At 40.5% G+C, this 26,987-nt stretch carries 26 protein-coding genes and 1 pseudogene; 5 read left to right on the forward strand and 22 right to left on the reverse strand.

What is annotated here, in order from left to right; all coding sequences use genetic code 11:
- Positions 1-167 precede the first annotated feature (167 nt).
- Positions 168-272 (reverse strand): annotated as a pseudogene (locus tag DSY56_RS12755) (YSIRK-type signal peptide-containing protein); the annotation flags it as partial.
- Between the two features lie 449 nt (positions 273-721).
- On the opposite strand from DSY56_RS12755, the gene DSY56_RS05045 reads away from it, so the two are divergent.
- The 4 genes from DSY56_RS05045 to DSY56_RS05060 all read left to right on the forward strand — a co-directional run bounded on the left by DSY56_RS05045 (position 722) and on the right by DSY56_RS05060 (position 5,246).
- The gene (locus DSY56_RS05045) at positions 722-1,681 is read left to right on the forward strand and encodes an Rpn family recombination-promoting nuclease/putative transposase (protein ID WP_112444227.1); all 960 of its coding nucleotides are present in this window, start codon (positions 722-724) and stop codon (positions 1,679-1,681) included.
- A 190-nt stretch (positions 1,682-1,871) separates the two neighbouring features.
- Entirely contained in the window at positions 1,872-2,834 is a 963-nt protein-coding gene (locus DSY56_RS05050) for an Rpn family recombination-promoting nuclease/putative transposase (RefSeq protein WP_112444229.1), read from the forward strand.
- Positions 2,835-3,068: 234 nt separating this feature from the next.
- On the forward strand, positions 3,069-4,787 hold the full coding sequence (locus DSY56_RS05055) for a phospho-sugar mutase (protein ID WP_000121686.1): 1,719 nt from the start codon (positions 3,069-3,071) through the stop codon (positions 4,785-4,787).
- 111 nt (positions 4,788-4,898) lie between these two features.
- Positions 4,899-5,246: a thioredoxin gene (locus tag DSY56_RS05060; protein ID WP_050390825.1), complete on the forward strand. Its 348-nt coding sequence runs from the start codon at positions 4,899-4,901 to the stop codon at positions 5,244-5,246.
- Positions 5,247-5,524: 278 nt separating this feature from the next.
- Here DSY56_RS05060 and DSY56_RS05065 read toward each other — a convergent pair whose 3' ends face one another.
- The 6 genes from DSY56_RS05065 to DSY56_RS05095 form a co-directional block, all read right to left on the reverse strand.
- The gene (locus DSY56_RS05065; RefSeq protein ID WP_112444231.1) at positions 5,525-6,364 is read right to left on the reverse strand and encodes an amino acid ABC transporter substrate-binding protein; all 840 of its coding nucleotides are present in this window, start codon (positions 6,362-6,364) and stop codon (positions 5,525-5,527) included.
- 9 nt (positions 6,365-6,373) lie between these two features.
- On the reverse strand, positions 6,374-7,003 hold the full coding sequence (locus tag DSY56_RS05070; protein WP_112444233.1) for an amino acid ABC transporter ATP-binding protein: 630 nt from the start codon (positions 7,001-7,003) through the stop codon (positions 6,374-6,376).
- Between the two features lie 9 nt (positions 7,004-7,012).
- Positions 7,013-7,654, reverse strand: a complete 642-nt coding sequence (locus DSY56_RS05075) for an amino acid ABC transporter permease (protein WP_112444235.1) — start codon at positions 7,652-7,654, stop codon at positions 7,013-7,015.
- Between the two features lie 145 nt (positions 7,655-7,799).
- Complete coding sequence (locus DSY56_RS05080) at positions 7,800-9,029, reverse strand: tetratricopeptide repeat protein (RefSeq protein WP_200832369.1); 1,230 nt, start codon at positions 9,027-9,029, stop codon at positions 7,800-7,802.
- On the reverse strand, positions 9,019-10,185 hold the full coding sequence (locus DSY56_RS05085) for an AI-2E family transporter (RefSeq protein ID WP_112444237.1): 1,167 nt from the start codon (positions 10,183-10,185) through the stop codon (positions 9,019-9,021). The genes DSY56_RS05080 and DSY56_RS05085 overlap by 11 nt, the downstream gene beginning before the upstream one ends.
- Positions 10,186-10,407: 222 nt before the next feature.
- Positions 10,408-12,384, reverse strand: coding sequence for a peptide ABC transporter substrate-binding protein (locus DSY56_RS05095; RefSeq protein ID WP_112444239.1), 1,977 nt, complete (start codon positions 12,382-12,384; stop codon positions 10,408-10,410).
- Positions 12,385-12,580: 196 nt separating this feature from the next.
- Here DSY56_RS05095 and DSY56_RS05100 point away from each other — a divergent pair, with 196 nt between their 5' ends.
- The gene (locus DSY56_RS05100) at positions 12,581-13,594 is read left to right on the forward strand and encodes a lactonase family protein (RefSeq protein WP_112444241.1); all 1,014 of its coding nucleotides are present in this window, start codon (positions 12,581-12,583) and stop codon (positions 13,592-13,594) included.
- Between the two features lie 46 nt (positions 13,595-13,640).
- On the opposite strand, the gene DSY56_RS05105 is transcribed toward DSY56_RS05100, so the two are convergent.
- The 15 genes from DSY56_RS05105 to murC form a co-directional block, all read right to left on the reverse strand.
- Positions 13,641-14,060, reverse strand: a complete 420-nt coding sequence (locus DSY56_RS05105; RefSeq protein ID WP_000068041.1) for a F0F1 ATP synthase subunit epsilon — start codon at positions 14,058-14,060, stop codon at positions 13,641-13,643.
- 10 nt (positions 14,061-14,070) lie between these two features.
- The gene (gene atpD, locus DSY56_RS05110; protein WP_000094357.1) at positions 14,071-15,477 is read right to left on the reverse strand and encodes a F0F1 ATP synthase subunit beta; all 1,407 of its coding nucleotides are present in this window, start codon (positions 15,475-15,477) and stop codon (positions 14,071-14,073) included.
- 85 nt (positions 15,478-15,562) lie between these two features.
- Complete coding sequence (locus tag DSY56_RS05115) at positions 15,563-16,441, reverse strand: F0F1 ATP synthase subunit gamma (RefSeq protein WP_112444243.1); 879 nt, start codon at positions 16,439-16,441, stop codon at positions 15,563-15,565.
- Between the two features lie 15 nt (positions 16,442-16,456).
- Entirely contained in the window at positions 16,457-17,962 is a 1,506-nt protein-coding gene (gene atpA / locus DSY56_RS05120) for a F0F1 ATP synthase subunit alpha (protein ID WP_023942963.1), read from the reverse strand.
- A 14-nt stretch (positions 17,963-17,976) separates the two neighbouring features.
- On the reverse strand, positions 17,977-18,513 hold the full coding sequence (locus tag DSY56_RS05125; RefSeq protein ID WP_112444245.1) for a F0F1 ATP synthase subunit delta: 537 nt from the start codon (positions 18,511-18,513) through the stop codon (positions 17,977-17,979).
- Positions 18,513-19,007, reverse strand: a complete 495-nt coding sequence (atpF, locus tag DSY56_RS05130; RefSeq protein ID WP_112444247.1) for a F0F1 ATP synthase subunit B — start codon at positions 19,005-19,007, stop codon at positions 18,513-18,515. The genes DSY56_RS05125 and atpF overlap by 1 nt, the downstream gene beginning before the upstream one ends.
- Positions 19,008-19,020: 13 nt before the next feature.
- Positions 19,021-19,737: a F0F1 ATP synthase subunit A gene (gene atpB / locus DSY56_RS05135; protein ID WP_112444249.1), complete on the reverse strand. Its 717-nt coding sequence runs from the start codon at positions 19,735-19,737 to the stop codon at positions 19,021-19,023.
- Between the two features lie 34 nt (positions 19,738-19,771).
- Positions 19,772-19,972, reverse strand: coding sequence for a F0F1 ATP synthase subunit C (locus DSY56_RS05140; protein WP_001054562.1), 201 nt, complete (start codon positions 19,970-19,972; stop codon positions 19,772-19,774).
- A gap of 438 nt (positions 19,973-20,410) precedes the next feature.
- Positions 20,411-20,821 carry a GNAT family N-acetyltransferase gene (locus DSY56_RS05150; protein WP_112444251.1) on the reverse strand — a complete coding sequence of 137 codons (411 nt, stop codon included), beginning with the start codon at positions 20,819-20,821 and terminating at the stop codon, positions 20,411-20,413.
- Between the two features lie 101 nt (positions 20,822-20,922).
- Positions 20,923-22,287, reverse strand: a complete 1,365-nt coding sequence (locus DSY56_RS05155) for an amino acid permease (RefSeq protein ID WP_200832371.1) — start codon at positions 22,285-22,287, stop codon at positions 20,923-20,925.
- 75 nt (positions 22,288-22,362) lie between these two features.
- A complete protein-coding gene (greA, locus tag DSY56_RS05160; RefSeq protein WP_112444253.1) occupies positions 22,363-22,845 on the reverse strand; it encodes a transcription elongation factor GreA in 483 nt (160 codons plus the stop codon).
- A gap of 61 nt (positions 22,846-22,906) precedes the next feature.
- A complete protein-coding gene (mltG, locus tag DSY56_RS05165) occupies positions 22,907-24,502 on the reverse strand; it encodes an endolytic transglycosylase MltG (RefSeq protein WP_112444255.1) in 1,596 nt (531 codons plus the stop codon).
- 123 nt (positions 24,503-24,625) lie between these two features.
- Positions 24,626-25,183, reverse strand: coding sequence for a GNAT family N-acetyltransferase (locus DSY56_RS05170; protein WP_112444257.1), 558 nt, complete (start codon positions 25,181-25,183; stop codon positions 24,626-24,628).
- Entirely contained in the window at positions 25,180-25,641 is a 462-nt protein-coding gene (locus DSY56_RS05175; protein ID WP_112444258.1) for a GNAT family N-acetyltransferase, read from the reverse strand. The genes DSY56_RS05170 and DSY56_RS05175 overlap by 4 nt, the downstream gene beginning before the upstream one ends.
- 9 nt (positions 25,642-25,650) lie before the next feature.
- Positions 25,651-26,985 (reverse strand): UDP-N-acetylmuramate--L-alanine ligase, encoded by a 1,335-nt coding sequence (gene murC, locus DSY56_RS05180; protein ID WP_112444260.1) that lies wholly within the window; start codon positions 26,983-26,985, stop codon positions 25,651-25,653.
- Positions 26,986-26,987: the final 2 nt, after the last annotated feature.

Below are 26,987 nucleotides of genomic sequence, written 5' to 3' on the forward strand. Positions count from 1 at the left end.
GCAGCTTCTGGATTTTCAGCTACGGGAGCATTATAGGTGTTTGCTGCTGCATCAGTATTGCTGAGGTCAGGCTTGTTTCCTGTCTCTCCATTTCCAGACTGTTCTGGATCTGTCGGTTTTTCTGTCCTCTCAGCTTCTCTAGCAGACTCCATGCCCTCAGCATGAGCAATCCCAGCTCCCATCAAAAGATAGAGCGCCCCAATGACAACACTAGCTGCACCGACACTCACTTTCCGAATACTGTATTTTAATTGTTTTTCTGGATGATTCATTCTTACACTCCATATATATATATATATTGTACCCTATTACTTCCTATATAATAGAATACAATTCATGAATATATTATACACCAGTCGGCTTGAAACTTCAAATTTTTTGAATGGAAGACTAGGAGATAGACGACTCTTTTTACTGAGACCAAAGCTAGGTTAGGAGTCCATCATCAGTAAGTCGACACAAAAGATGAACCCTCATCATCCTTGCCTTGTCGTGTGCATCTTATGGACGCACTTCCTTTTATCAGCCAGCTCAGCGCCGTGCTTTGAGACCTTTCCAGCTTGCTTTTAGATTTCCATTAACTTTTACACTTATTTCTTTAAAAATGAGACAATTTGACATTTTTTCTACTCTTTTTCTACTTTTTCCGAATAAATAGATAGAAGCAGTGAATCTAGTGAGCCTAGATTAAAAAATGTGCTATAATAGAAGGAGGAAAAGGATGATTCTAAGACATCCGGGCATCAGCCCAACCAATGATTTGGTTGCTAAGAAAATCTTTAGCAACCCAGAAATCACTTGTCAATTTATTCGCGATATGCTGGACTTGCCAGCCAAAAATGTAACTATTTTGGAGGGGAGCAATATTCACGTCTTGCCTTCTTTGCCCTATTCAGCACAAGATTTCTATACCAGTATAGACGTTTTAGCTGAACTAGATAATGGAACCCAAGTTATCATTGAGATTCAAGTACATCATCAGAATTTTTTCATCAATCGTTTATGGGCTTATCTGTGCAGTCAGGTCAATCAAAATCTTGAAAAAATTCGTCAGCGAGAAGGTGATACACACCAGAGTTACAAGCATATTGCACCTGTTTACGCAATCGCTATTGTAGATAGTAATTACTTCTCAGATGATTTGGCTTTTCATAGCTTTAGCATGCGAGAGGACACTACAGGTGAGGTTTTAACCATTACCAATAATGGACAAGAAAACCATCTAGTCAAGATGGCATTCTTGGAATTAAAAAAATATAGAGAAACCAGCAAAGACAAGGTTCGCAAGCCGTGGTTGGAGTTTTTCGGCAACAAGCCCTTTACCCAAGAACCAGAGCGAGCCATCAGCCAAGCAGACCAACTGCTAGATTACAAGAGCTGGTCCGAGGAGGACAGGAAAATGTTTAGTCAACTACGTATGCGAGAAGAACAAGCCTTGTTAGCACAGGACTATGCCTTGGAAACAGCTAGGGAAGAAGGTATTGAACAGGGGTTGGAACGCGGTCGTGCAGAGGGGATTGAACAAGGCATCGAAAAAGGTTTAGAACAAGGACTTGAACGTGGAAAACTTTTTGCCTTCCTAGATATGGTCCGTCAAGGTCTTCTGACTTCCGAGGTTGCCAGCCAGCAATTAGGCATGACTGTCGCTGAGTTTGAGGCGTTATTGGCAAGACATGAGTAAGAAATCTGTAAATATTACACTATACAAAAACAACTAAAAAGGATAGCTAAATTTCTTGATGTAAAGAGTTTGGCTATCTTTTTTGTTAGGAAAGTTTGAACTTTTCACTTTCTTTTCCGAATAAATAGATAGAAGCATCGAATCTAGTAAATTAGATTAAAAAATGTGCTATAATGAAAGGAGAAGAAATATGACTGTACGTCATCCGGGCATCAGCCCAACCAATGACCTGGTTGCTAAGAAAATTTTCAGCAATCCAGAAATCACTTGTCAATTTATCCGCGATATGCTGGACTTGCCAGCAAAAAATGTAACCATTTTGGAGGGAAGCAATATTCACGTCTTGCCTTCTTTACCCTACTCGGCACAGGATTTCTATACCAGTATAGATGTTTTGGCGGAGTTGGACAACGGCACTCAAGTTATCATTGAGATTCAGGTTCACCATCAGAATTTTTTCATCAATCGCCTATGGGCTTATCTGTGCAGTCAAGTCAATCAAAATCTTGAAAAAATTCGTCAACGTGAAGGTGATACCCACCAGAGTTACAAGCACATCGCACCAGTTTACGCAATCGCAATTGTAGATAGCAACTACTTCTCGGACGATTTGGCTTTTCACAGCTTTAGTATGCGAGAAGATACGACAGGTGAGGTTTTAACTATCACCAATAACGGACAAGAAAACCATCTGGTTAAGATGGCGTTCTTGGAATTAAAAAAATATAGAGAAACCAGCAAAGACGAGGTTCGCAAGCCGTGGTTGGAGTTTTTCGGGAACAAGCCCTTTACCCAAGAACCCGAGCGAGCCATCAGTCAGGCAGACCAACTGCTGGACTACAAGAGCTGGTCCGAGGAGGACAGGAAAATGTTTAGTCAACTACGTATGCGAGAAGAACAAGCCTTGTTAGCACAGGACTATGCCTTGGAACAAGCGGAGGAAAAGGGCTTAGAACGTGGTCGCGCAGAGGGCATTGAAAAAGGGCGAGAAGAAGGTCTTGAACAGGGACTGGAGCAAGGGAAAGTTGAAGGAAGTTTGTCCATGCTACTAAATTTAGTCCGTCAAGGTCTTCTGACTTCTGAGGTAGCCAGCCAGCAATTGGGAATGACTGTCTCTGAGTTTGAGGCGCTATTGAAAGATTATCATCATTAAAAGATGCTGGGTAAAAGTCTTCTCATAATAAAACGTTTGGTATCAATGTTTTATTATGAGAAGACTTACTTTTTTTACTGAAATTCAATTTTTTCTAGCCTCAACATCGTATAAACCCCAAATTCAATCTAACCTGGTTTGAAGATATTTTCGAAGCAGATAAGGTTTTACTAAAACTAAAAAAAATGATATAATCAAACTGATTAAATGTTTTAAAAATAAAGGAGAATTTGAATGTCTTACCAAGAAAATTACCAGAAATGGGTTGATTTTGCGGAGCTTCCTGACTATCTTCGTCAAGATTTGGAAAATATGGATGAAAAAACTAAGGAAGATGCCTTCTATACAAATCTTGAATTTGGTACTGCAGGTATGCGTGGCTTGATTGGTGCTGGTACAAACCGCATCAACATCTATGTTGTTCGCCAAGCTACTGAGGGATTAGCTCGTTTGATTGAGTCAAAAGGTGGAAACGAAAAAGAACGCGGTGTAGCAATCGCCTACGATAGCCGTCACTTCTCACCTGAGTTTGCCTTTGAATCTGCGGCAGTTCTTGCTAAACACGGTATCAAATCTTACGTATTTGAAAGCCTTCGTCCAACTCCAGAACTATCATTTGCGGTTCGTCATCTCAACTGTTTCGCAGGTATCATGGTCACAGCCAGCCACAACCCTGCTCCATTTAACGGATACAAGGTTTACGGTGAAGACGGTGGACAAATGCCTCCACACGATGCGGACGCTTTGACTACTTATATCCGTGCAATCGAAAACCCATTTGCAGTTGAAGTTGCTGATGTGGAAGCTGAAAAAGCTTCTGGCTTGATTGAAGTTATCGGCGAAGCTGTTGACGTAGAATACCTCAAAGAAGTCAAAGATGTGAACATCAACCCAGCCTTGATTGAAGAATTCGGTAAAGACATGAAGATTGTCTACACACCACTTCATGGTACTGGTGAAATGTTGGCTCGTCGTGCTCTTGCCCAAGCAGGATTTGACTCTGTTCAAGTCGTTGAAGCGCAAGCAACTGCTGATCCTGACTTCTCAACTGTAAAATCTCCAAACCCAGAAAGCCAAGCAGCCTTTGCCCTTGCTGAAGAACTTGGTCGTCAAGTTGGTGCAGATGTTCTTGTGGCAACTGACCCAGACGCTGACCGTGTTGGTGTGGAAGTTCTTCAAAAAGATGGTAGCTACCTCAACCTTTCAGGTAACCAAATCGGCGCTATCATGGCTAAATACATCTTGGAAGCCCACAAAAACGCTGGAACTCTTCCTGAAAATGCAGCCCTTTGCAAATCGATTGTATCAACTGACTTGGTAACGAAAATTGCTGAAAGCTACGGCGCAACTATGTTCAACGTTTTGACAGGTTTCAAATTTATCGCTGAGAAAATCCAAGAATTCGAAGAAAAACACAATCACACTTACATGATGGGATTTGAAGAAAGCTTCGGTTACTTGATTAAACCATTCGTACGTGATAAAGATGCTATCCAAGCCGTTCTTGTCGTTGCTGAACTTGCTGCCTACTACCGTTCACGCGGTTTGACACTTGCTGACGGTATCGAAGAAATCTACAAAGAGTACGGTTACTACGCAGAAAAAACTATCTCTGTTACCCTTTCAGGTGTGGATGGTGCTGAACAAATCAAAGCAATTATGGCTAAATTCCGCAACAATGCTCCAAAAGAATGGAATGCAACAGCTATCACTGTCGTAGAAGACTTCAAAGCTCAAACAGCTACTGCTGCTGACGGTACTGTTACAAACTTGACAACTCCTCCAAGTGATGTGTTGAAATACACACTTGCTGACGGTTCATGGATTGCCGTTCGCCCTTCAGGGACAGAACCAAAAATCAAGTTCTACATTGCAGTTGTAGGGGAAACAAACGAAGAATCACAAGCCAAGATTGCTAATATCGAAGCAGAAATCAATGCTTTTGTAAAATAAAGTCCTATAAAAGATGAGACTAACCAATCTCATCTTTTTTTCGTATCAAATCTAAGCAATTTTAGAAACTTTATGGCATACTAGACTTATCAATGAAAGCGAGGTAATCTCATGGAACAATTTTTAGATAATATCAAAGACCTTGAAGTCACTACAGTTGCGCGTGCGCAAGAAGCTCTTGATAAAAAAGAAACTGCAACCTTCTTTATCGGTCGCAAAACTTGCCCTTACTGCCGTAAATTTGCAGGTACATTGTCAGGTGTCGTAGCTGAAACCAAAGCTCACATCTACTTCATCAACAGTGAAGAACCAAGCCAACTCAATGAGTTACAAGCATTCCGCTCACGCTATGGAATCCCAACTGTACCAGGCTTTGTTCACGTTGCAGATGGACAAATCAACGTCCGTTGCGACTCTTCAATGTCAGCACAAGAAATCAAAGATTTCGCAGGATTGTAAAAAATCAGCTAACAAGTCTTAAAATCACAAAAACGCATAATATAAGGTGCCAGAAAACCTTGATATTATGCGTTTTGTTGTTCCTAAAACAGTTGCATCAGCATTTCATTACAGAACATTTTAATTTTGTAAGTCAAATCAATTTTTAACAATGGTTTAGAAATCACAATGGGCTATTCCATATTCAATTATGCAAATTCAATCGCTATTATCGTTTTCCTAGATTACAAAAAACTGCGTTTTGCTAATCAAAACGCAGTCTCAGCCACTATTTTATCTTACTGTCCTTCTTTTACTTCTTTGGTTGCTACATCTTCTCCAAACCATTTTTGGCTGATTTCTTGGAACTTGCCTTCTTGGTAAAGTTGAACAAAGGCTTGATTTAAAGCTTGCAGCAATCTCTTGTCTGCTGGTCTAACTCCGACTGCAAAAGATTCACTTTCAAATCCTGCTGAAAAGACATTGTAGTCATTTAATATACCTTCAGACTGGAGATAGTAATTAGCATACACTCGGTCAATTAACAGAGCATCAATCCGGTCATTTTTCAAATCAATCAAGGCCTCATTAAAACTCTGGTACTGATTAGCCTTCTGGTCTTTGACACGATTTTTCAGTAAATCTGGCTGGGCTTCAAACTCTAAATAACCAGAGGAACCGGCTTGGGCTCCCAAAATCTTATCCTTCATATCCTCTACTGAATGAATTTTCTGGCTTTTCTTCGCAACCAGAACTTGCTGATTTTCCATATATGGAATGCTAAAGGCAACCTTCTCTCGGCGTTCATCAGTGGCAGAATAGCCATTCCAGATGGCATCTATAGTTCCATTTTGCAGTTCCGTCTCCTTCATATCCCAGTCAATTGGCTGAAATTCCACCTTAAAACCTAATTTTTCAGAAACTGCTTGTGCTAAGTCAATATCAAAGCCCGTATATTGGCCATTCTTTTCTTCAAAACCCATGGGTACAAAGGTATTGTCAAAACCAATGGTTATACTGCCTTGCTCTTGATACTTATTCCAGTTATCTTGCTTTGGATCGCTCGCCTTCTGAGTACAAGCTGTTAAAAAGAGAGTCAGGAGAGAAACCAATACTAAAACAACTTTCTTATTAGTCATCTACACCTCCTACTTAGGCTCAACCTTAAGAATCTGATCTGCAATATTTTCCGCGAACTGCAAATCATGGGTAACCACAATCTGTGTCATCCCAAGTTCCCTATTTTGCAAGATTAGTTTTTCCACTTCCAAGCGCAATTCTGGATCTAGGGCAGAAGTTGGTTCATCGTATCCTATGATTTCTGGGTCAATCATCATAGCACGTGCCAAGGCCACCCGCTGCTTTTGCCCACCTGATAGTGAGAATGGATAGGCATCTGCATGTCCTGCCAGTCCTAATTGTTCCAAAAGACCACGCGCCTTCTTCTCAGCCTCCTCCTGCTTCATTCCCATGGTCTTCACAGGCGATAAAGTCAAATTGTCCAGAACTGATAAATGAGGGAACAGTTGAAAATCTTGGAATACAAATCCCAGTAGGTTTCGCTTCTGCAATTCATCCAGCTCTAAAGGTTGTCCATTATAAAAGATTTGCCCAGAATCAATGGTTTCAAGACCCGCAAGCATACGTAAGAGAGTTGTCTTACCTCCACCGGAAGGCCCAACGATAGCCAGGATTTGCTTTTCAGGAATACTTAGACTGAAATTAGACAGGATTTGTTTGTCTCCAAATTTCTTATTGATATTTCGTAATTCTAACATGGCAGCCTCCTATCTATAATAACTATACTTCTTCTCAACTTTTTTGGAAATAATTGTCACAATCCCAATCAAAATCAAGTAAATGGCTCCTGCCAAGAACATAGGAACCAGACTAGCATCACGATTGGCAGCTGTTCGACTAGCCAAGATAAGATCAGAAATTCCGAGAGCATAGACCAGAGAAGTATCCTTGACCAAACTCATAACTTCGTTAAAGACACTAGGAAGCACGATCTTGATCACTTGGGGCAAGATAATATAGCGCACTGTGTCAAAAGGGCTAAACTTCAAGACCTTGGCAGCCTCATACTGTCCTCTTGGAATAGTGTCAATTCCTCCACGGAAAATTTCTGCAAAGTAAGCTGCATAGTTGAGAACAAAGGCAATAATAGCAGCAGGAAGGCGATCTAAACGAATCCCAATACTTGGGAGCACATAATAAATAAAAATCAGTTGCAAGAGTAAGGGGGTTCCCCGCATAACCCAGATGTAAATGTTAATCAGATAATGGAGGGGCTTCCAATGGACTTGCAAGGCAAAGGCAATCAGAACGCCCAAAGGAATCGAAAATAGCAAGACCAGTGCAAAGACCTGTACAGTCGTGCTCGCACCATTCAGTAAACTCGGTAATATCTCAAATAAATAAGACATACTGCACCTCCTAAAAGTAATTGTTCCTATTATAGCATGAATAAACAAAATAACCAACCATTTTTGCAAAAAAATTCTATCATATACAAATAAAAACCGTAGCTATCAAAAGAGATAAACTACAGTTCTATATGTTTAAACATTCTTACAATCTCTCAAACAGTTCTTGCATTTGCACATCATCTGGAACCAGTTTTAAGTAAGCGTGAGCATGGACTTTGGCTTCTTCAAAATAGCCTAATTCACGCAAGAGATAGATATAGTGTTCCAGAAACTCTGGATTGTCCTTCAAATCTCCTACTAACTCTTGGTAATGCTCATAGGCAGTATCCAAATCGTCCATTTCTTGATAAGAACGAGCAATCATCCACTTGGTCAAGAGATTTTCTGGCTCCTCGCTCTGTAAGTTTAGAATATCCTCATAACGCTCCTGCTCCAGATAAATAGTTGCTATACGGAGTAAGATTTCTTCCGTATCCTCAGCATCTTCTTTTGCAGTAAGGAGGTAGTTTTCTGCACCACTGGCATCATGTAATTCATAAGAGAATTGTGAAGCAGCTAGCAAGAGGCGAGTTTCAAAGGGATTTTTCTCTAAGCCTTGCTTAGCGATACGCAGAGCTTCTTGAACTTGGTGTTCCTTATGCAAGGCCTGACTATAGCCATACTCATAGCCTTCAAAGTCAGGAGAAATAGTATCGATCTGCTTAAAGTAGAGGACGGCTTTTTGGTATTCTTCTTGATCAAAGTAAAGACTGGCCAGCTCAAAAGCTGTTAGGTCATCGTATTCTAACTCCAGAGCTTTTTCTAAAAACTCAGTAGCCGTTTCAAATTTCCCTAACTGGGCATAGGCAAAGCCAATTCGTTGATAGGTGGAAATGCCTGTTTGCTCATAAATCGAGCGATTATCTAACTGAGCGTAGCCTTGAATAGCCTCTTGATAATTTTCCAACTCACTATCCAACTCTGCCAAGCCCAATATCAAGAGAGGATCATCTGAATAACTCAAAGCCTCCAGCAATTTTTCACGCGCCACATCTGTCAAACCTTCCATCTGGTAAAGATCTGCCTTCAAAGCCAAAGCCGAAACATACCAGTCACTGTCAGCTTGGATTTCCTCAAGATAAGCAAAGGCTTCTTCGATTTGACCATCCTCGCTAGCAATAGCTGCTAGATTAAGATGAACCTCTGGAAAGTCCTCTACGATTTTCAGATAAATTTCCTTGGCCTGAGGATAAAAACCAATCCCTTCAAGATAAGTAGCTAACTCATACAAAAGGTCACTTGAATCATTTTCTAAAGCTTCGGCGAAATAATGCTCTGCCTTGGCTAAATCTTGTTCCTCCAAAGCCTGTAACATCTGTTGACTATTGTTCACTTTTGACTTCCTCGCCCTCTACTTCATATAGGCCACTGACTACCTTATACCATTCGAAAATGGCTGAAATGACAACTTTAGCAGAAGCATAAACCGGAATACCGAGCAAGACTCCCCAGATACCAAACATGGAACCTGAAGTTAACAAGACAAAGAGAACATTAATGGGATGGATGTTTAATTGACTTCCCAAAATCAATGGAGAGACAAAACGGCCTTCAATAGTTTGTTCTACGATAAAGACGATCACTACTTTCAAAAGCATAACTGGCCCAGCAATCAAGCCCAATACTAGGGCAGGAAGCATAGCTAAGAAGCTACCCAAATAAGGAACCAGATTTAAAATACCAGCAGTAACACCCAGCGTAACCGCATAACGGAGACCAATGATCTTAAAGAAGATCATAAACATTACTGCAACAATAATAGCCACTGTCACTTGCCCTCGAACATAGTTGGACAACTGTTGATTCACATCTGACAAAACTTGTCCAACAGGTTCTTTCAATTTCGTTGGCATGAATTGGGTCAAATAGTGACGCAGGCCTTTCCCATCACGTAAGAGATAAAAGAGCATGAAAGGAACGATAATCAAGGCAACAATCACTTGAGATGCCCCACTAATAAAGGCACTCACCCAGTTGACTGCCTGAGAAGAAACCTTGCTCGCCCAAACTGTAGCCTGACTAGAGAAGTTTGTCAAAACCTGCTCTAACTGAGGTCTGAAATCATCTGGCAGATGCTGGGCTACCAATCCATTAACAACCCTATCTATATCTTCTAAGTAAACAGGAACGTTTCTTGCAAAGGTCAAAACCTGGCGTTGCAGATTTGGAATGGCGACTGCCAAGCCCCAAATGATAAAGAGAGCGATGATGACAAAGACAATAGTGATAGCTATAACACGATTAACCTTATGCTTCTCCATCCAATCAACAATAGGATTCAACAAATAATATAACAAGCCAGACAGAATGACTGGCAACATCACAACTGCTAAAAAGTCTAAAACAGGTGAAAATAGAAAACTAATCTTACTTAAAATAAAAAGATTGAGTCCCAATAATAAGGTTACTAAAAATACCGTAATGGCCTTGTTATCCAAAAACCACTTGAAAAACCAAGATAGGCTAAAATGTTTCTCTTTTTGCTCCATAAATACTTCCTTTCTATCGTTCTCTCATTATACCATTTTTGAAGTAAAATAACTCTTTTTTAAGTGCTTATACTCTTCGAAAATCAAATTCAAACCACGTCAGCTTCGCCTTGCCGTACTCAAGTACAGCCTGCGGCTAGCTTCCTAGTTTGCTCTTTGATTTTCATTGAGTATTACATGGAGACAGCGATATAAAAAATCCCCTCAAAAGAGGAGATTCGATTAGTCTTGAATATGACGATCTAAGTTCTTCTGATAATCAGCATTTGATTTGGCTTTTTCATCAGCAAATTTCTTGCGGAAGTCATCCATTTCTTTAGACGTTACAATCTTGTCTTGTAATTTTTGGTACTTGTAGCTGTGTTCACTTGTCTTATCACCTACCCAACCATCTGCACCGCTACCTGGAACTTTCTTCGTTATTAGCATTTGGGCACCATCTGAGTATACAGGAATAACCAAGGCGCTATCTGTTAACCAAGCTTGAGCTTTAGCATATTTAGAATAACGTTTTTGCAGATCTGTTTTCTCACCACTAGCATCCGTAATTAACTCTTTAAACTTATCTAAACCAACAGCTTTGATTGCCGGATTATCTGTACCTGGTGCTACACCAAGTGCTCCTAGAAGAGTTGGACCAGATGTTGGATCAAATACATCTAAATAGGTTGATGGATCTGCATAATCAGGACTCCAACCACTATTTACATTGATATCCCAATCAATATTGTCAGTTGATGTTGCAAATACTGTCATATTTCCCAATTCATCATCAGAAACTTGTTGAATGTCAATCACTATATTTTCAGAGCCTAAGGCTTCCTCAATGGATTGTTTATAAGATTGGGCTTGACGAATAAAATCTGTCTGAGTAGAGGAAACTGGAAGGTCTAAATGAACGGGGAACTGTACTCCATCGGCTTGAAGTGTTTTCTTAGCAACTTCAAATTTAGCTTTAGCCTTGTCTACATTATGAAGTGAATCTTGTGCATCATCAAAACTCACGTCTTTCCAAGCGTTATCTAACTTATCCAGTTCTGCCTTAGCTACTTGCCCAAACGACTGTTCTCCAACTTGGACAAATGTTGGAGGGGTAAAACTTGTACGTAATTTACGAGGTGCCACTTCGTCCCCAAATACTTGAGATACTGCAGCCGTACGATCTGCTGCGAAAGCCAAGGATTGACGGAAATCTTTATTCAACAAAGCCTTTTTAGTGGATGATTTTTCCGCATCACTTATTTTAGCAGTATGGTTATAAGCTACACGATCAATATTAGTAGACATATAGAATACGCCACCTCTTTGTTGACCATATACAATATTATCCTTGTACTTTTCTTTTAGACGTTCATAGTTGGCAGAGTTTTTAAAGAGTGGAGCAGCTGGATAATGTCCCTCATCAAAACCTCGTCCAAGAGAATCGGCATCCTGACCATCAAAGAAAGACAATTTAATATCATCAATAAAGACATTTTGCTTATCCCAATAGTTTTGATTTTTGGTCATCTCAATGGAAGATTTAGATGTCAATCCCTTGAGGAGGTAAGCACCATTATAAAGAATGCTTGTTACATCAGTCGCCTTCCCAAAGTCATCTCCTTTAGAAGCCAAAAAGTCCTCGCTAATTGGGGCAAGAACGCCCATTGTTGTCTTGGAATTCCAGAAAGATTCTGGATGGTTCAAAGTGTAAACAACCGTATAATCATCTGTCGCTTTTACACCAACAGTAGAGAAATCTGTTGTTTTCCCATTGACATAATCGTCCAAACCTTGAACTGAGTCTTGAACCAGATAAAGAGCCTGTGATTTCTTATCAGCTGCGTGCTTCAGACCAGTTACAAAGTCCTGAGCTTTGACTTCACCATACTCTTCGCCTTCATTGGTATACCATTTGACACCCTGACGGATTTTATAGGTATAGGTCAAACCATCTTTTGAAACAGTCCAATCTTCTGCAACTGATGGAATCAGATTCCCATATTGGTCATTTTCAAGTAGACCGTCAATAACGTTCCCTGTGACCTGTTTTGTACTCTTGTTACCAGAAACTGTATAATCCAGAGTCGTAGGGTCTGTAGAGAAGACATAGGTATAGGTAACAGGTTTAGTAGCATCTTTACCACCTGTTGAACACGCTGCTAGCATAGCCGCCGAGAGTATAGCTACACCAGCTGCTAGAAAAACTCGTTTTTTCATATTAAGGACTCCTTTAAACATTTTATGAATTCATTATAGCACTTTTAAGAAGAAAAGTAAGGAAAACAATCTCGATATTATTATATTTTTCAAAAAACCAATCAATTATTTTTTAAAGTGCTTACATCTAATTGGATGTCTTTAATTGGCTTGTTTTTGTGATATAATAGTCTTATCTTTATATAGAGGTAACGTTATGAAAGAAACTGTTTATTTTGGAACTTACACACGTCGTACTTCCCAAGGGATTTACAAGGCAGACTTTGATACAGAAACTGGTCAGCTTTCAAATCTAGAACTTTTTGCAGCTGAGCCAAGTCCAACCTACCTTGCCTTTGACCAGCACCAACATTTATACACCGTTGGTAGTCAAGACGATAAGGGGGGAATTGCAGCCTATCAAACTGACGGGACTTTGTTAAATCATGTTGTTGAGGAGGGAGCCCCCCACTGTTATGTTGCTGTTGATGAAAAGCGTGATTTGGTTTACGCAGCCAACTACCACAAAGGACAGGTCCTTGTTTATAAACGTCAGGAAGATGGTCGTCTTCTACTTAGTGATGTAGATCAACACAGGGGCCAAGGTCCACATGAAAATCAAGCATCTCCTCATGTTCACTATACAGATTTAACACCTGACCACTATCTAGTGACTTGTGACTTGGGAACTGACCAAGTCATCACCTATGACCTTGATCAAGAAGGGAAATTATCTAAACTCTATACCTACAATAGTATTCCTGGAGCTGGTTCTCGTCATATCGTTTTCCATAACCACTATAAAATCGCTTATCTCATTTGTGAACTCAATAGTACTATCGAGGTTTTAATCTACGATGGCGTTGGTGAATTTGAACGCATGCAAGTTATTTCAACTTTACCAGAAGCTTACGAAGGCTTTAATGGAACTGCTGCTATTCGTCTCTCAAAAGATGGTAAATACCTCTACGCTTCTAACCGTGGTCATGATTCTATCGCAGTATATACCATCCTTACGGACGGTAGCTTAGAGTTGCTAGAAATCGTTCCAACACATGGTCAGACCCCACGTGATTTTGATTTGACACCAGACCAAAAATTTCTCATTGCTGTCCACCAAGACTCTGACAATGCAACTGTCTTTAAACGTAATTGTGACAATGGTCGTCTAGCAGAACTCTCCAACGACTTCCATGTTCCCGAAGCAGTCTGCATCCGTTTTGCTCCTTAATAAAACATATAAAAAATGAACTTGGAATTTTCAAGTTCATTTTTTCTTATAGTCTATTTCCGACATTAATACGGTTAATGGCACGTTGCAGTGCAATCTTAGCACGACGTTCTTGGTCAATCAAGTGTTTGTCTTGTGCTTCTTCAATTGCACGTTCTGCACGAAGTTTGGCACGTTCTGCACGACTGATATCGATATCACGAGCACGTTCTGCAGAGTCAGCGACGATTGTAATCATATCATTGGCAATTTCAATAACACCGCCGTTTACTGCAATCCAGTTCACGTGATCTTCATCATCAATACGTTTCACCTTTACTTCATCAACTGCTAAAACCGCAATCATATTTTCATGTCGTGGCAAGATCCCCATCTCACCATCCAGAGTTCGAACCGATACATAGCTGGCATGGTGATCATAGACGAGGCCATCTGGTGTCACGATCTGGACAGTTAACTGAGCCATAGATCACCTCTTAAAATCCCATTTTTTCAGCTTTTGCAATCACATCTTCGATAGAACCTACACCACGGAAGGCATCTTCTGGCAAGTGGTCATGTTTACCATCAAGGATTTCCTTAAAGCCACGTACAGTTTCAGCAACTGGAACATAAGAACCTGGCTGACCAGTAAATTGTTCTGCAACGTTGAAGTTTTGTGACAAGAAGAACTGGATACGACGGGCACGTGCAACCAAGGTCTTTTCTTCATCAGAAAGCTCATCCATACCGAGGATAGCAATGATATCTTGCAATTCATGGTAACGTTGAAGGACACGTTTTACTTCTGCAGCAACTGCATAGTGCTCTTCTCCAACGATTTCAGGTGCCAAGGCACGTGAGCTTGAAGCAAGTGGGTCAACGGCTGGGTAGATACCCAATTGTACCAACTTACGTTCCAAGTTCGTTGTTGAATCTAAGTGAGCAAAGGCTGTTGCTGGAGCTGGGTCAGTATAGTCATCCGCTGGCACATAGATAGCTTGGATAGAGGTTACAGACCCCTTCTTAGTTGATGTAATACGTTCTTGCAATTGACCCATTTCTGTAGCAAGTGTTGGTTGGTAACCAACGGCTGATGGCATACGACCCAAAAGGGCAGATACTTCTGAACCAGCCTGAGTGAAACGGAAGATATTATCGATAAAGAGAAGCACGTCTTGGCCTTCTACATCACGGAAGTATTCAGCGATTGTCAAACCAGTAAGAGCAACACGCATACGTGCTCCTGGTGGCTCATTCATCTGACCAAATACCATGGCTGTTTTCTCGATAACACCTGATTCTTTCATTTCCCAGTAAAGATCGTTCCCCTCACGAGTACGTTCCCCAACACCAGTAAATACTGAAATACCACCGTGTTCTTGGGCAATGTTGTGAATCAATTCTTGGATCAAGACAGTTTTACCAACTCCGGCACCACCGAAAAGTCCAACTTTACCACCTTTAAGGTAAGGGGCAAGAAGGTCGATAACCTTAATCCCTGTTTCAAGGATTTCAGAAGAGGTAGACAACTCATCAAAAGTTGGAGCTTTTTTATGAATTGGCTGACGCTCTGCGTCTTCTGTAAAAGGAGCTTCCAAGTCAATGGTATCTCCCAAAACATTGAAGACACGTCCCAAAGTTTCTTTACCTACTGGTACAGAGATTGGACGACCTGTGTCCAATACTTCCATTCCACGAGTCAACCCATCTGTTGATTCCATGGCGATAGTACGGACCATACCATCTCCCAACTCCAAGGCTACTTCAAGGACGATTTTTGTTTTTCTTTCGTCATTTTTGTAGACGACAAGTGCATTGTTAATCTCAGGAAGTTTTTCCCCTGCTGCAAACAAGACGTCTACAACGGGACCGATAACCTGAGCAATTTTACCTGAACTCATCTCCTTCTCCTATTCTATATAAGATACTGTCGGTTCCTAGCTAAACTAGGTCCTAAGTTCATTTTCATACGAGCTGGACTAGAGCCTATTCTAAGGCACTAGCTCCTGCTACGATTTCTGTAATTTCTTGTGTAATCGCCGCCTGTCTGGCACGGTTATACTGAATTGTCAAATCATTGATGACTTTCTTAGCATTATCTGTCGCTGTTTGCATGGCTGTCATACCGGCAGCATTTTCAGCTGTCTTGGCATCGATAATAGCCCCGTAAATCATACTTTCTGCAAACTGAGGCAACAACTGCTCTAAAATTTCTTCTCGGCTGGTTTCCAATTCAAAAGTCAAGCTGTAGTCTTCATCCGCTTCATTTGGATCCAAGTCAACAATCGGAAGCATTTGTTCCACACGCATTTGACTGGTTAGCGTATTGACATGGTGGTTGTAGCAAACATAAAGCTCATCAAAGAGTTCATTTTGGTACATTTCAACAGTTTTTGAAATAATCTTACGAACTTCATCAAAGCTAGGTTGATCCGCCAAGCCACGTAATTCATAAAGTGGTTGAATACCACGAGCCTTAAAGAAATCAGCTCCCATTCCACCGATACAGATCATTTCAAAACCTTTACCGTCTGGATGGTATTCTTCCTTCAACTCCATAACGGCTTTCAGAATAGAAGAATTATACCCTCCGACCAAACCACGGTCTGAAGTAATGACGATATAGCCTGTCTTTTTAACTGGACGACTAATCAACATCGGATTTGTTGAACCACCAGATCCATTACCATGAAGGATATCTGTCAAGAGCTTGCGAACTTTCTGAGCGTAAACTTGGAAGTTGCGAGCAGCTTCTTCAGAGCGACCTAGCTTAGCAGCCGAAACCATTTGCATGGCATTAGTGATTTGACTCGTATTTTTTGTTGAGGCGATTTTTGTTTTAATATCATTTAGAGATACTGCCATCTGACACCTCTATTCTTATTGGAAGCTAGATTGATTGAGAAACTCTGTAATCGCAGCATCCAAGACTGCTTCTTCTGGCAAGTCTTTTGTATCACGAATGGTTTCCAAAATCTCTGGATGTTGAGCATCAAAGAAGGCATGGAACTCTTCCTCGAAACGAACAATATCATCTACTGGAACAGTGTCCAAGAAACCATGTGTCAAAGCATAGAGAATGGTTACTTGTTTCTCAACAGGCAATGGTTTGTGAACAGGTTGTTTCAAGACCTCAACTGTGCGACGTCCACGGTTCAACTTAGCCTGTGTTGCCGCATCCAAGTCAGAACCAAACTTAGTGAAGGCTTCCAACTCACGGTATGAAGCAAGGTCGATACGAAGTGTACCAGCAACCTTCTTCATAGCTTTGATTTGTGCAGAACCACCTACACGTGATACAGATGAACCCGCATCGATGGCTGGACGAATACCTGCATTGAAGAGACCATCACCAAGGAAGATTTGTCCGTCAGTGATAGAAATCACGTTGGTTGCGATATAGGCAGAGATATCTCCTGCTTGTGTCTCGATAAACGGTAGGGCTGTAATTGATCCACCACCAAGTTCATCAGAAACTTTAGCTGAGCGCTCAAGCAAACGGCTGTGAAGGTAGAAAACATCCCCTGGGAAGGCTTCACGACCTGGAGGACGACGAAGCAAGAGTGACAGTTCACGATAAGCTACCGCTTGTTTTGAAAGATCATCATAAACGATCAAAACATGCTTACCTTGATACATAAATTCTTCCGCCATGGCAACCCCAGCATAAGGAGCTAGGAAAAGCAATGGAGATGGTTGTGAAGCAGAGGCTGTCACAACGATTGTGTAATCCAAGGCACCGTACTGACGTAGTGTTTCTACTTGCGTACGAACTGTTGATTCTTTTTGTCCAATCGCTACGTAGATACAGATCATATCTTGACCTTTTTGGTTCAAGATTGTATCAATCGCAATGGTTGTTTTCCCTGTCTGACGGTCACCGATAATCAACTCACGTTGACCACGACCAATCGGTACAAGGGCGTCAATAGCTTTCAAACCAGTTTGCAATGGTTCTGATACAGACTTACGTTGCATAACACCAGGAGCTGGCGCTTCTACTGGACGAGTTTTATCAGTGTGGATTTCTCCAAGACCGTCAACCGGACGACCAAGCGGATCCACAACACGACCAATCAGACTTTCACCTACTGGGACTTCCATGATTTTACCTGTACGGCGGATTGTATCGCCTTCACGGATATCTGTAAAGTCACCTAGGATGATAATACCAACGTCTGTTGACTCCAAGTTTTGAGCCATACCATAAGAGCCGTTTTCAAAAATCAACAACTCTCCACTCATGGCATTTTCAAGGCCATGAGCACGCGCGATACCATCCCCGATATAGGTTACAACACCTGTTTCAGTCACATCAAAATTGGGTTTGAAATTTTCAATTTGTTGCTTAATTAAAGCGCTGATTTCTTGTGCGTTAATTGCCAAAAGAACACCACTTTCTATTTCAAATTTTCTTTAACAACTTTAAGTTGTTGTTTAATACTCACATCAATTGTCTTGTGATTGGCAAAAATGACAAAACCACCAATGAGACTTTCATCGATTTCTTCTTTTACACTCCTTACTTTCAGAGACATTTTTTTCTCAATCAAAGGGAGCAAGCGACTCTTTTGTTCATCTGTTAAAGGATGAGCTGAAGTAATCGTCACTTCAAATCGATTTGTTTCTTTTTCAAGTCGGTTCAAGCAATCTACAAGCACATCATAAAAAAGATTTACTCTGTGATTGTAGGCCAGAACCTGGATAAAGTTTTGTATTAAAGGTGACACAGAGTCTTGGAAAAAAGCAATCGTTTTTTTCTTGTCAGACTCATCTACTGTCACTTTTTTTAAAAAAGAAGGTAAACCTGTTTCTTCAGCAACTTGCTTGATTTGAGTCAAGTCTGAAAAGATACGGGCTTCTTCTCCTTTTTCAAGTACCAATTGGACAAAAGGCATGCTGTATTTTTCAATTACCTTTACTGTTTTCTTGTCCATTAAGCTTCTCCTAGCTGATCGATATACTGATCAATGAGTTCTTTATGGGCATGACCGTCAAGGTTTTGTGAGATGATTTTACCAGCTAGGCTGATGGTCAAATCTGCTACCTCACCCTTAACGCTTTGTAAAGCTTCAGCTTTGTTTTGAGCAATTTCTTGGTTTGCTTTTTCTTTTAAGCGTCCTGCTTCTAGTTTAGCATCTACTAAAATACTAGCCTTACTTTTCTCAGCTGTTGCTTTCGCATTCTCAATGATTGCCTTGGCTTCTTTACGGCTACCAGCCAATTCATCTTCGCGTTTTTGAGCCAATACTTCTGCTTTTTGACGGGCTTCTTCAGCACTGTCAATATCAGTAGCAATTTTTTCAGCTCTTTCTTCGAAAATGCCTGTAATATTAGACCATGCAAATTTTTTAATCAAGACTAGCAAAAGAATAAAAGAGCCAGTGATTAAAATAAAATTACCAATCAATTCACCTACTGTTACGTGCATCAGTTACTCCTTTCTATTCCTCTTCAATATTAATCTTATTCCCTAAATACACAGATGTCAAAAGAGTAAAGACATAAGCTTGGATGCAGGAAATAAAGACAGAAAATGCAGTCCAAGCCAAATTAGCTCCAAAGGCTACTGGATACCAATAAATAGCTTGGTGGGAAAGAAGAAGTAACAAACTCGTCATGACCTCTCCTGCAAAGATATTCCCAAAAATCCGCAAAGCCAAAGATAAGAAGTTTGTAAATTCTTCCAAGATATTCATCGGTATGACAAAAACAGGACTCATAAAAGATTTTATACTTTTTTTAAATCCACGACGACGAACGCTTTCTATATGTGTCAACAAAATGACAAGAAAAGATAAGGTTAAGTCATACTGTAAATTAGCGGTTGGCGAACTCCACCAGTTAGTCCCATCGATCGTTTGAAGCTTTGTCATTAAGCCAAGGTTATTGGCAATCACCATGAAAAGAAATAAACAAAGGAAAAAGAGCGAGTAGTCTTTCATGTAGCTTTTACCAATGTTAGGTTCTGTAAATCCAATAACAAAGTCATAGAAATACTCAAGTACATTTTGCTTTCCTTTGGGTTTCAAGGTCATATTGCGGCTTGCCCAATAAATAAAGACAAAAATAACTCCCACAATCAACAAGGTCATGGCTAACATAGTCAGATTGAAGATAACAGGACCAATAGAGATGATTGGATTAATACTTTCTTCCATCTAAAATCCTCCCTTTTCTTCTCGTTCCATGTATTTATTTGATAATAAATGAGAAGACAAGAGTTACAAAGAAAGTTCCTTCAATAAAGGCAACACCTAAAAACATCAAACTACGAAACTCAGAAAGCATATCTGGTTGGCGTGCTACTGATTTAAACAGTCCATTCATCAATAAACCTTCACCGACAGATACGCCCATACAGGCAATACATAAGCCTAAAAATGTTAAATTCATAACGAATTCTCCTTTAAAATAAAATTTACTTACTTAGTGTAGTCCTAAAATTTAAATTTGTCAACTTTTTTTGCACATTGGAAGCGTTTAATGAAAATTACTTCCATTTTCTTTCGTATTTCACTCTATTCTGAAAAGCTTGTGTATATTTACTGAAGCTAGCAAGTCTTACCTGTAAATTTAATGAAAGCAACACAAAATCCGAGAGGGGAATCTCGGATTAAGGTCAATTTAAAAAAATAGAGAGTTTTCTGCTTATTCAATTTTTTCAAAATATCGACGGCATCGCTTCTTTTCTTAACCTGATAGGACTTGATTCCCAATTTCTCAGTTGCGATTGTATTGTCCTCAATATCACCTAGAAAGACACAATTTGTAGGATTTAACTGGTATTTATCGATAGTTACTCATATCCATCAGTCCACTTCCATATTCACCTTACAAATCTTTTTGGTAATAAAATCTTTTTCCTGTGTAGGGATAGTCTTGCAAAGCAAAGACTTCCTTGTAGCCATGCCTTTTATAAAAATCTGGAGCTTGAAACTGGTAGGTATTGACAAAAGCAAAACGACAGTTTCGATTCTTAGCTTCAGTTTCTGCTTGCTGCAATAGTTTTGAACCGATTCCTTGCCCTCGCAGTTCCTCTTTTACAAATAAATACTCGATTTCTAGCCAATTTCCAAAAGTCTCTGCTATCAAACCTGCCAGGAGATTGCCCTTTTCATCTTCGACATAAAGATTAAGTGGCTCACTTTCAGCCTCTTCTCTTTTTGAACGATTATAAGCACGAATCAAATTCCCAATTTCTTGTGCTTTCTGGGATTCCTTATTTTCCAATCTAAAGTACATCCAAACCTCCTTGAAAACTGATACAGCTTGTATTATAGTCTTATTTCAAAAGACTGTCAAACTAGCAAAAACCCACCAACCTGAGTTGATGAGTTTCAAATCTATTTTCTAAATTTCCACTGGCTATAAATCCCAAAACCGATAATCCAGATAGCTGATCCAATTGCTCCTACAAATGTAGACTCTTGTAAAAAGAGGGTTACAAAGACAAAGGCAAAGAAGAGCATGGTTAAAGGATTTAAGAAACGATAATGGGGCATGAGATAGCCATCCGCCATAAAATCCTGTGACTTGCGGTATTTAAGGTGAGCCACCATGATTAAGATATAAATGGCAATATAGACACCTGATGATGATGCCGTAATCAAGGCAAAGGCATCCGAAACTCCTGGCAAGACGTTGATAAAGGCTGCTAGGGCAATCAAAATCGCTGAGGCAATGATGGCATTTTGTGGTACATTGTGGCGAGAAAGAGTATCTGCTTTAATAGCCTTTAGGAAGCGATTTGGCGAATCATGGGCAATCTGGTACAAATGGCGCCCTGTTGAATAAAGGGTTGAGTTAAGAGCAGATGCTGCCGAGGTCAAAACGACGAAGTTAATCAAGGCTGCCGCCCACTTGACACCGGCCAATTCAAATACTGTTACAAAAGGTGAATCAGCCGATGCAAGTTCACGCCATGGAATAATAGACATAATGGCTAAAAGAGCTCCACCATAGAAAAAGACGATTCGTAGAGGAATTTCCTTAACGGCTTTTGGCAAGACCTGGCGTGGATTTTTTGTTTCTGAAGTCGTTACCCCGATAAACTCAATCATGAGATAGGCAAAGAAAACCATCTGGAAAGCCATAACAAAGTTGACACCTCCATTTGGGAAGAGGGAGAAATTGTCAGCAATATTGGCTAAACTTGCTACTCCATGAGGTGTCTTAAAGCCTGTCAAGACCATAAAGACTCCTGTCGCAATCATAGCTAAAATAGCCACAATCTTGACCATAGCAAACCAAAACTCAACTTCTCCAAAGAGCTTCACCGCGATTAGGTTGACCAAGGCTAGAATGGTCAAAAATCCAATCTCAATCATCCAACTCGGCCAAGTTGGGAACCAAAATTGCACATAATGTGCGATAGCAGTGATTTCCGCCATACCGATAAAGACAACAGATAGCCAGTAAGACCAAACCGAGAAATAGCCCCAGCCCTTACCCAAATGGCGTGTGATAAAGTTGATAAAGGTATGTTGCTCAGGGTCTTGGTAAAGCATTTCACCAACAGCACGCATCATGAGGAACATGAAAGCCCCAGTAATCATATAAATCAGTACAATGGAAGGACCTGTTAGGCTGATAGAGCGACCCGCTCCCAGAAAGAGTCCTGTTCCGATTGTTCCCGCAATGGCCATAACCTGCACGTGACGATTGGTTAGACCACGCTCCATCTTATTTTTTTTCTTCTTTGAACTCATATCGTCTCCAATTCAATTTAAAATGGAAAAAGGAGTGAGTGAAGCGCATAGCCTCCCCACTCCTTTTTTCTGTTTTTAGGCTGTTTTTTCAACCTTCAAGATTTTTACATCATAGCTACCAACAGGTGTTTCAATGGTTGCTGTGTCACCTGTTTTCTTGCCAATCAAGGCTTGTCCAATTGGGCTTTCATTTGAAACTTTACCTGCAAAGGCATCCGCACCCGCTGAACCTACAATAATATAAACTTCTTCTTCGTACTCACCAATTTCTTGGATGGTGACTGTTTTACCAATCGCTACTTCGTCTTGGGCAACTGCGTCGCTATTGACGATTTCAGCATAGCGGATTTTTGTTTCCAAGCTAGAGATTTGTCCTTCAACAAAGGCTTGTTCATCCTTAGCTGCTTCGTACTCACTGTTTTCTGAAAGGTCACCGTATGAACGGGCAATCTTAATGCGTTCTACCACTTCTGGTCGACGAACTAATTTCAATTCTTCTAATTCTTTTTCAAGTTTTTCCTTTTCCTCAAGGGTCATAGGATATGTTTTTTCTGCCATTTTTCTCAACTTTCTTCTGATGATATTTTCGAAAGAAAATTATGTGAAGTATCACATAATTTTAGTTTGTTTGGTTTAATTTGCTGTTGACATGTTCAGCGACATTGCGGTCGTGGTCTTCTTGATTGTTAGCATAGTAGACCTTGCCTTCTGTGACATCTGCTACAAAGTAGAGGTTATCGCTCTTAGTTTGATTGATGCTTGACTCAATCGCATCCAGACTTGGACTATCGACTGGACCAGGCATGAGACCTACATTTTTATAAACATTATAAGGTGAATCAATGTTGGTATCAATCGCAACATCCTCAGCTAGACTGATATTTTGCCCCAGTTTTCCTTGGGCATACAAGATTGCAATGTTACTTTGAAGTGGCATATCACGATTCAAACGATTGTAGAATACACCGGCAATGAGCTTACGATCTTCTGTCTTGGCACCTTCTTTTTCGACCAAGGAAGCAATGGTCAACAACTCATTGACAGTCAAGTTTTTAGATTTGATAGTACTATAGTAAGGAGATAGGTTCTTATCCATAGCAGCTAACATCTCATCAATCAAGCTCTCAACAGTTGTGCTTTCCTTGATAGAGTATGTAGCTGGGAAAAGGTATCCTTCCAAACGATAACGAACGCCACTTTCCTTTGTAGGCAAGCTTTCAAGTAGACTCGGATATTTGGCAACTTCTTGACTGATAAACGTCTCATCTTGAACTTTTGCTAGGAAAGCATCCGCTGTCAAAGGCTCTTTGAAGTCACCTTGCAATTGACCCACAGCTTGAGCAATCTGATCCAAAGTATAACCTTCTGGAATTGTCAAAGTCGCAAGGACAGGTTCTTGTGGTTCATCTGTTCCACCTTTTTGCAACTCTTTGAGTAAGTCTTCTGTACTCATACTCTTTTGCAAATTGTAGTAACCTGCTTTCAAATCGGTATAATTTTTATACTTGGCATAAAAGCTAAAAATCAGACCATGCTTTACCAAACCAGCTTTTTCAAGCGTCGTACCGATTTCTTGAACGTTTGAACCTTCTGGAATTCCAACCGTCACATATTTCTTAGAATTAGCATCAATAGGTAACAAAGAATCTAGCACGTACTGGTAACCAAAGTAACCACCTGCTGAGAGCAAGGCAAGGAATACAAGGAATGAAATCACAAAGGCTTTCACATGTGACTTCTTCTCTTTCTTAGGCTTAACGGGTTTTGCTCCTTCTCTACGGCTACGACGTGGTGTATCGCTGATGATATCCACTGTTTCTGTAGCAGGCGTAGGTGTTTCTGGACCTGCTTGTTCTGCTTTTTTCTCTGCCGTCTTATAGGAAACAGCTACCCTTGTTGGGGTTTCATTGTATTCTCTTTCAAGTTTCTTAGGTCTAATAGGACCTGGTCCTGGTCTTGAACCACTTTCTTCCGCTGGAGAAGCTGGTACATCTTGGCTTGGGTGAGTAGGCGCAGCGGGAGCTTTTCTCATAATCTCCTCTACCGTTGACAAGGAATCAGCCATGAGTTCTTCAGCTGAAGGTTCATTTGCAGGAGTGCGAACTACTGCCTTATCTTCTTTCAGAACTTCATCATAGCCTTTTACTTTTTCTAAATCTCTCAGAATCTGCTCTTTAAAGCTTAATTTCTCTTCTTCTCTTGACTTTTCACTCAAAAGTTTTTCCTCCTTGTTGACAATCCATAATATTATATCTTAAAAGTCCAAGAAAAGCAACCTATGATACTTTTCCTAGCTTATTTTTTATACTCAATGAAAATCAAAGAGCAAACTAGGAAGCTAGCCGCAAGCTGTACTTGAGTACGGTAAGGCGACGCTGACGTGGTTTGAATTTGATTTTCGAAGAGTATTAGCTTCCCAGACCATATCATACCAAGTTTCCCCTGCAAAGGTTGACTGGGACAAGCCTTCATTGACAAATCCGTGTTTTTCATAGTAGGCGATGAGATAGTCATGACAGGTTAGGTTAATACCTTCTCTCTTATCCTCAAGAGCAACTTCTTTCAAGGCTGTTAGCAATTTCTGACCCAGTCCGAGTCCCTGTGCCTCCTTGGCAATAGACAGACAGGTCACAGAGATATAGCCCCCCGGCCCATGGCTATGGTCTTCTATCTCTTCTGTAAAAGACTGGTCTTGCAGATGACGATGGGGGCCAACTGGCCCTTCGATATAACCAATAATCTTACCCTCTTTTTCTGCAACCAGAAAAGAGGCCTGAATTTCTCGCAAATGTGCCTCAAAGACAGATCGAGGAATAGCTTCTTCAATCGAGAAATTCTCTAGTTCAATCTCAACGATACGATCTAAATCTTCTAATCTTGCTTGTCTGATTTTCATTGTGCCTCCAGATAAAAGGGATTAAACCAAATCATACTAAAACCCTGGCTAGTTGTATAAAGGGAAGTTTCTTCATCAATAAAACCGTTCATTTCAAAATAGGAAAGCAGCTCAGAAGGACTCTCCAAACGAATCCCTTTGTAATCCAGCTCAACTGCCACCTCTTTCAAGGCTGCAAGAAGAAGTGTTCCCAAGCCCTGTCTCTGATGGTCAGCCTCGATGACTAAAGAATGCACTTTTAGACATTGCGGATTGTCTGACTGGGGACTTGATAAAATATAGCCTAAATGTTGATTTTCATCCCTAGCTAGAAGAAAGGTATCCGCACACTTACGGATACTTTCTTCTAAAATATGGGAAGTCAGCTGCTTTTCAGCTGGAAAAGATGAAGTTTGAAGTACCACTACCTCAGCCAAATCAGACTGACTCGCCTGAATGATCTTAATTGGAATTTCCATGAGAATAACCTATTGAACATTGCTTGTCAAGTTTGACAAGAGACGCTCAAATGAGTATTCATAGGTTTGGATGTCTCCTGCTCCCATAAAGACATAGACAGCATTGTCATGGTCAAGGAGTGGAGAAACATTTTCAACAGTAATGACTTGGTGTTTCTTGTTGATTTTATTGGCTAGGTCTTCTACCTTGACATCTCCATGGTCTACCTCACGAGCAGATCCATAAATTTGCGCTAGGTAAACAGCATCTGCTTGGTTTAAAGCATGAGCAAAGTCGTCCAACAAGGCAATGGTTCTTGTAAAAGTATGCGGTTGGAAGACTGCTACAATTTCCTTACTTGGGTATTTCTGACGAGCCGCATCCAAGGTCGCAATGATTTCTGTTGGATGGTGGGCAAAGTCATCGATAATCACTGTGTCATTGACAATTTTCTCAGTGAAACGACGCTTAACACCGGCAAATGTTTTCAAGTGCTCACGCACCAAGTTCAAATCAAATCCTGCTGTGTAAAGAAGACCAATAACGGCTGTCGCATTCATGATATTGTGACGACCAAAGGTTGGGATGTGGAATTGACCCAATTCTTGTCCACGGAAATGAACGGTGAAGGTTGAACCAGTTGTTGAACGAAGAAGTTCACTAGCTACAAAGTCATTACCTTCTGCTTCAAAACCATAATAATAAATTGGTGCATCAGACGTAATTTTACGCAATTCTGCATCTTCACCATAGACAAAAAGACCCTTGGTGATTTGTTTAGCATAGTCGTTAAAGGCATTGAAAACATCCTCGAGACTTGTGAAATAGTCTGGATGGTCAAAGTCAATGTTGGTGATAATAGAGTATTCTGGATGGTAAGGCATGAAGTGGCGCTCATATTCGTCAGATTCAAAGACAAAATATTTGGCATTGGCCGAACCACGACCTGTCCCATCCCCAATCAAGAAGCTAGTGTCTGTGATGTGAGACAAGACATGAGACAACATACCTGTCGTTGAAGTTTTTCCATGCGCTCCTGCTACTCCCATGCTAACAAAGTCACGCATAAAGCTACCTAGAAATTCATGATAACGTTTGTAGCTGATACCATTTTGGTCCGCATAGGCAATTTCGACGTTGTTATCTGGACGAAAGGCATTTCCAGCGATAATTTCCATATCACCGCCTAGATTCTTTTCATCAAAAGGAAGAATAGTAATTCCTGCCTGCTCAAGACCGCGTTGGGTAAAGTAGTATTTTTCAACATCTGATCCCTGTACCTTATGCCCCATTTGGTGCAACATCAAGGCCAAGGCACTCATCCCTGATCCCTTAATTCCGATAAAATGATATGTCTTTGGCATGT

It is taken from the genome of Streptococcus sp. 596553, assembly GCF_900411395.1.
In the GTDB taxonomy this organism is placed as follows: Bacteria; Bacillota; Bacilli; order Lactobacillales; family Streptococcaceae; genus Streptococcus; species Streptococcus mitis_BA.

What these genes read in the sequence shown, in the direction of transcription:
- DSY56_RS05150 (WP_112444251.1), bottom strand. Translation starts at nt 20,821, where the DNA reads ATGTACTTTAGATTGGAAAATAAGGAATCCCAGAAAGCACAAGAAATT.
- DSY56_RS05105 (WP_000068041.1), bottom strand. Translation starts at nt 14,060, where the DNA reads ATGGCTCAGTTAACTGTCCAGATCGTGACACCAGATGGCCTCGTCTAT.
- DSY56_RS05070 (WP_112444233.1), bottom strand. Translation starts at nt 7,003, where the DNA reads ATGTTAGAATTACGAAATATCAATAAGAAATTTGGAGACAAACAAATC.
- atpD (WP_000094357.1), bottom strand. Translation starts at nt 15,477, where the DNA reads ATGAGTTCAGGTAAAATTGCTCAGGTTATCGGTCCCGTTGTAGACGTC.
- DSY56_RS05125 (WP_112444245.1), bottom strand. Translation starts at nt 18,513, where the DNA reads ATGGACAAGAAAACAGTAAAGGTAATTGAAAAATACAGCATGCCTTTT.
- DSY56_RS05065 (WP_112444231.1), bottom strand. Translation starts at nt 6,364, where the DNA reads ATGACTAATAAGAAAGTTGTTTTAGTATTGGTTTCTCTCCTGACTCTC.
- DSY56_RS05050 (WP_112444229.1), top strand. Translation starts at nt 1,872, where the DNA reads ATGACTGTACGTCATCCGGGCATCAGCCCAACCAATGACCTGGTTGCT.
- atpF (WP_112444247.1), bottom strand. Translation starts at nt 19,007, where the DNA reads ATGCACGTAACAGTAGGTGAATTGATTGGTAATTTTATTTTAATCACT.
- murC (WP_112444260.1), bottom strand. Translation starts at nt 26,985, where the DNA reads ATGCCAAAGACATATCATTTTATCGGAATTAAGGGATCAGGGATGAGT.
- DSY56_RS05075 (WP_112444235.1), bottom strand. Translation starts at nt 7,654, where the DNA reads ATGTCTTATTTATTTGAGATATTACCGAGTTTACTGAATGGTGCGAGC.
- atpB (WP_112444249.1), bottom strand. Translation starts at nt 19,737, where the DNA reads ATGGAAGAAAGTATTAATCCAATCATCTCTATTGGTCCTGTTATCTTC.
- DSY56_RS05155 (WP_200832371.1), bottom strand. Translation starts at nt 22,287, where the DNA reads ATGAGTTCAAAGAAGAAAAAAAATAAGATGGAGCGTGGTCTAACCAAT.
- DSY56_RS05095 (WP_112444239.1), bottom strand. Translation starts at nt 12,384, where the DNA reads ATGAAAAAACGAGTTTTTCTAGCAGCTGGTGTAGCTATACTCTCGGCG.
- DSY56_RS05045 (WP_112444227.1), top strand. Translation starts at nt 722, where the DNA reads ATGATTCTAAGACATCCGGGCATCAGCCCAACCAATGATTTGGTTGCT.
- DSY56_RS05175 (WP_112444258.1), bottom strand. Translation starts at nt 25,641, where the DNA reads ATGGAAATTCCAATTAAGATCATTCAGGCGAGTCAGTCTGATTTGGCT.
- DSY56_RS05140 (WP_001054562.1), bottom strand. Translation starts at nt 19,972, where the DNA reads ATGAATTTAACATTTTTAGGCTTATGTATTGCCTGTATGGGCGTATCT.
- DSY56_RS05170 (WP_112444257.1), bottom strand. Translation starts at nt 25,183, where the DNA reads ATGAAAATCAGACAAGCAAGATTAGAAGATTTAGATCGTATCGTTGAG.
- DSY56_RS05055 (WP_000121686.1), top strand. Translation starts at nt 3,069, where the DNA reads ATGTCTTACCAAGAAAATTACCAGAAATGGGTTGATTTTGCGGAGCTT.
- DSY56_RS05085 (WP_112444237.1), bottom strand. Translation starts at nt 10,185, where the DNA reads ATGGAGCAAAAAGAGAAACATTTTAGCCTATCTTGGTTTTTCAAGTGG.
- DSY56_RS05060 (WP_050390825.1), top strand. Translation starts at nt 4,899, where the DNA reads ATGGAACAATTTTTAGATAATATCAAAGACCTTGAAGTCACTACAGTT.
- greA (WP_112444253.1), bottom strand. Translation starts at nt 22,845, where the DNA reads ATGGCAGAAAAAACATATCCTATGACCCTTGAGGAAAAGGAAAAACTT.
- DSY56_RS05115 (WP_112444243.1), bottom strand. Translation starts at nt 16,441, where the DNA reads ATGGCAGTATCTCTAAATGATATTAAAACAAAAATCGCCTCAACAAAA.
- DSY56_RS05100 (WP_112444241.1), top strand. Translation starts at nt 12,581, where the DNA reads ATGAAAGAAACTGTTTATTTTGGAACTTACACACGTCGTACTTCCCAA.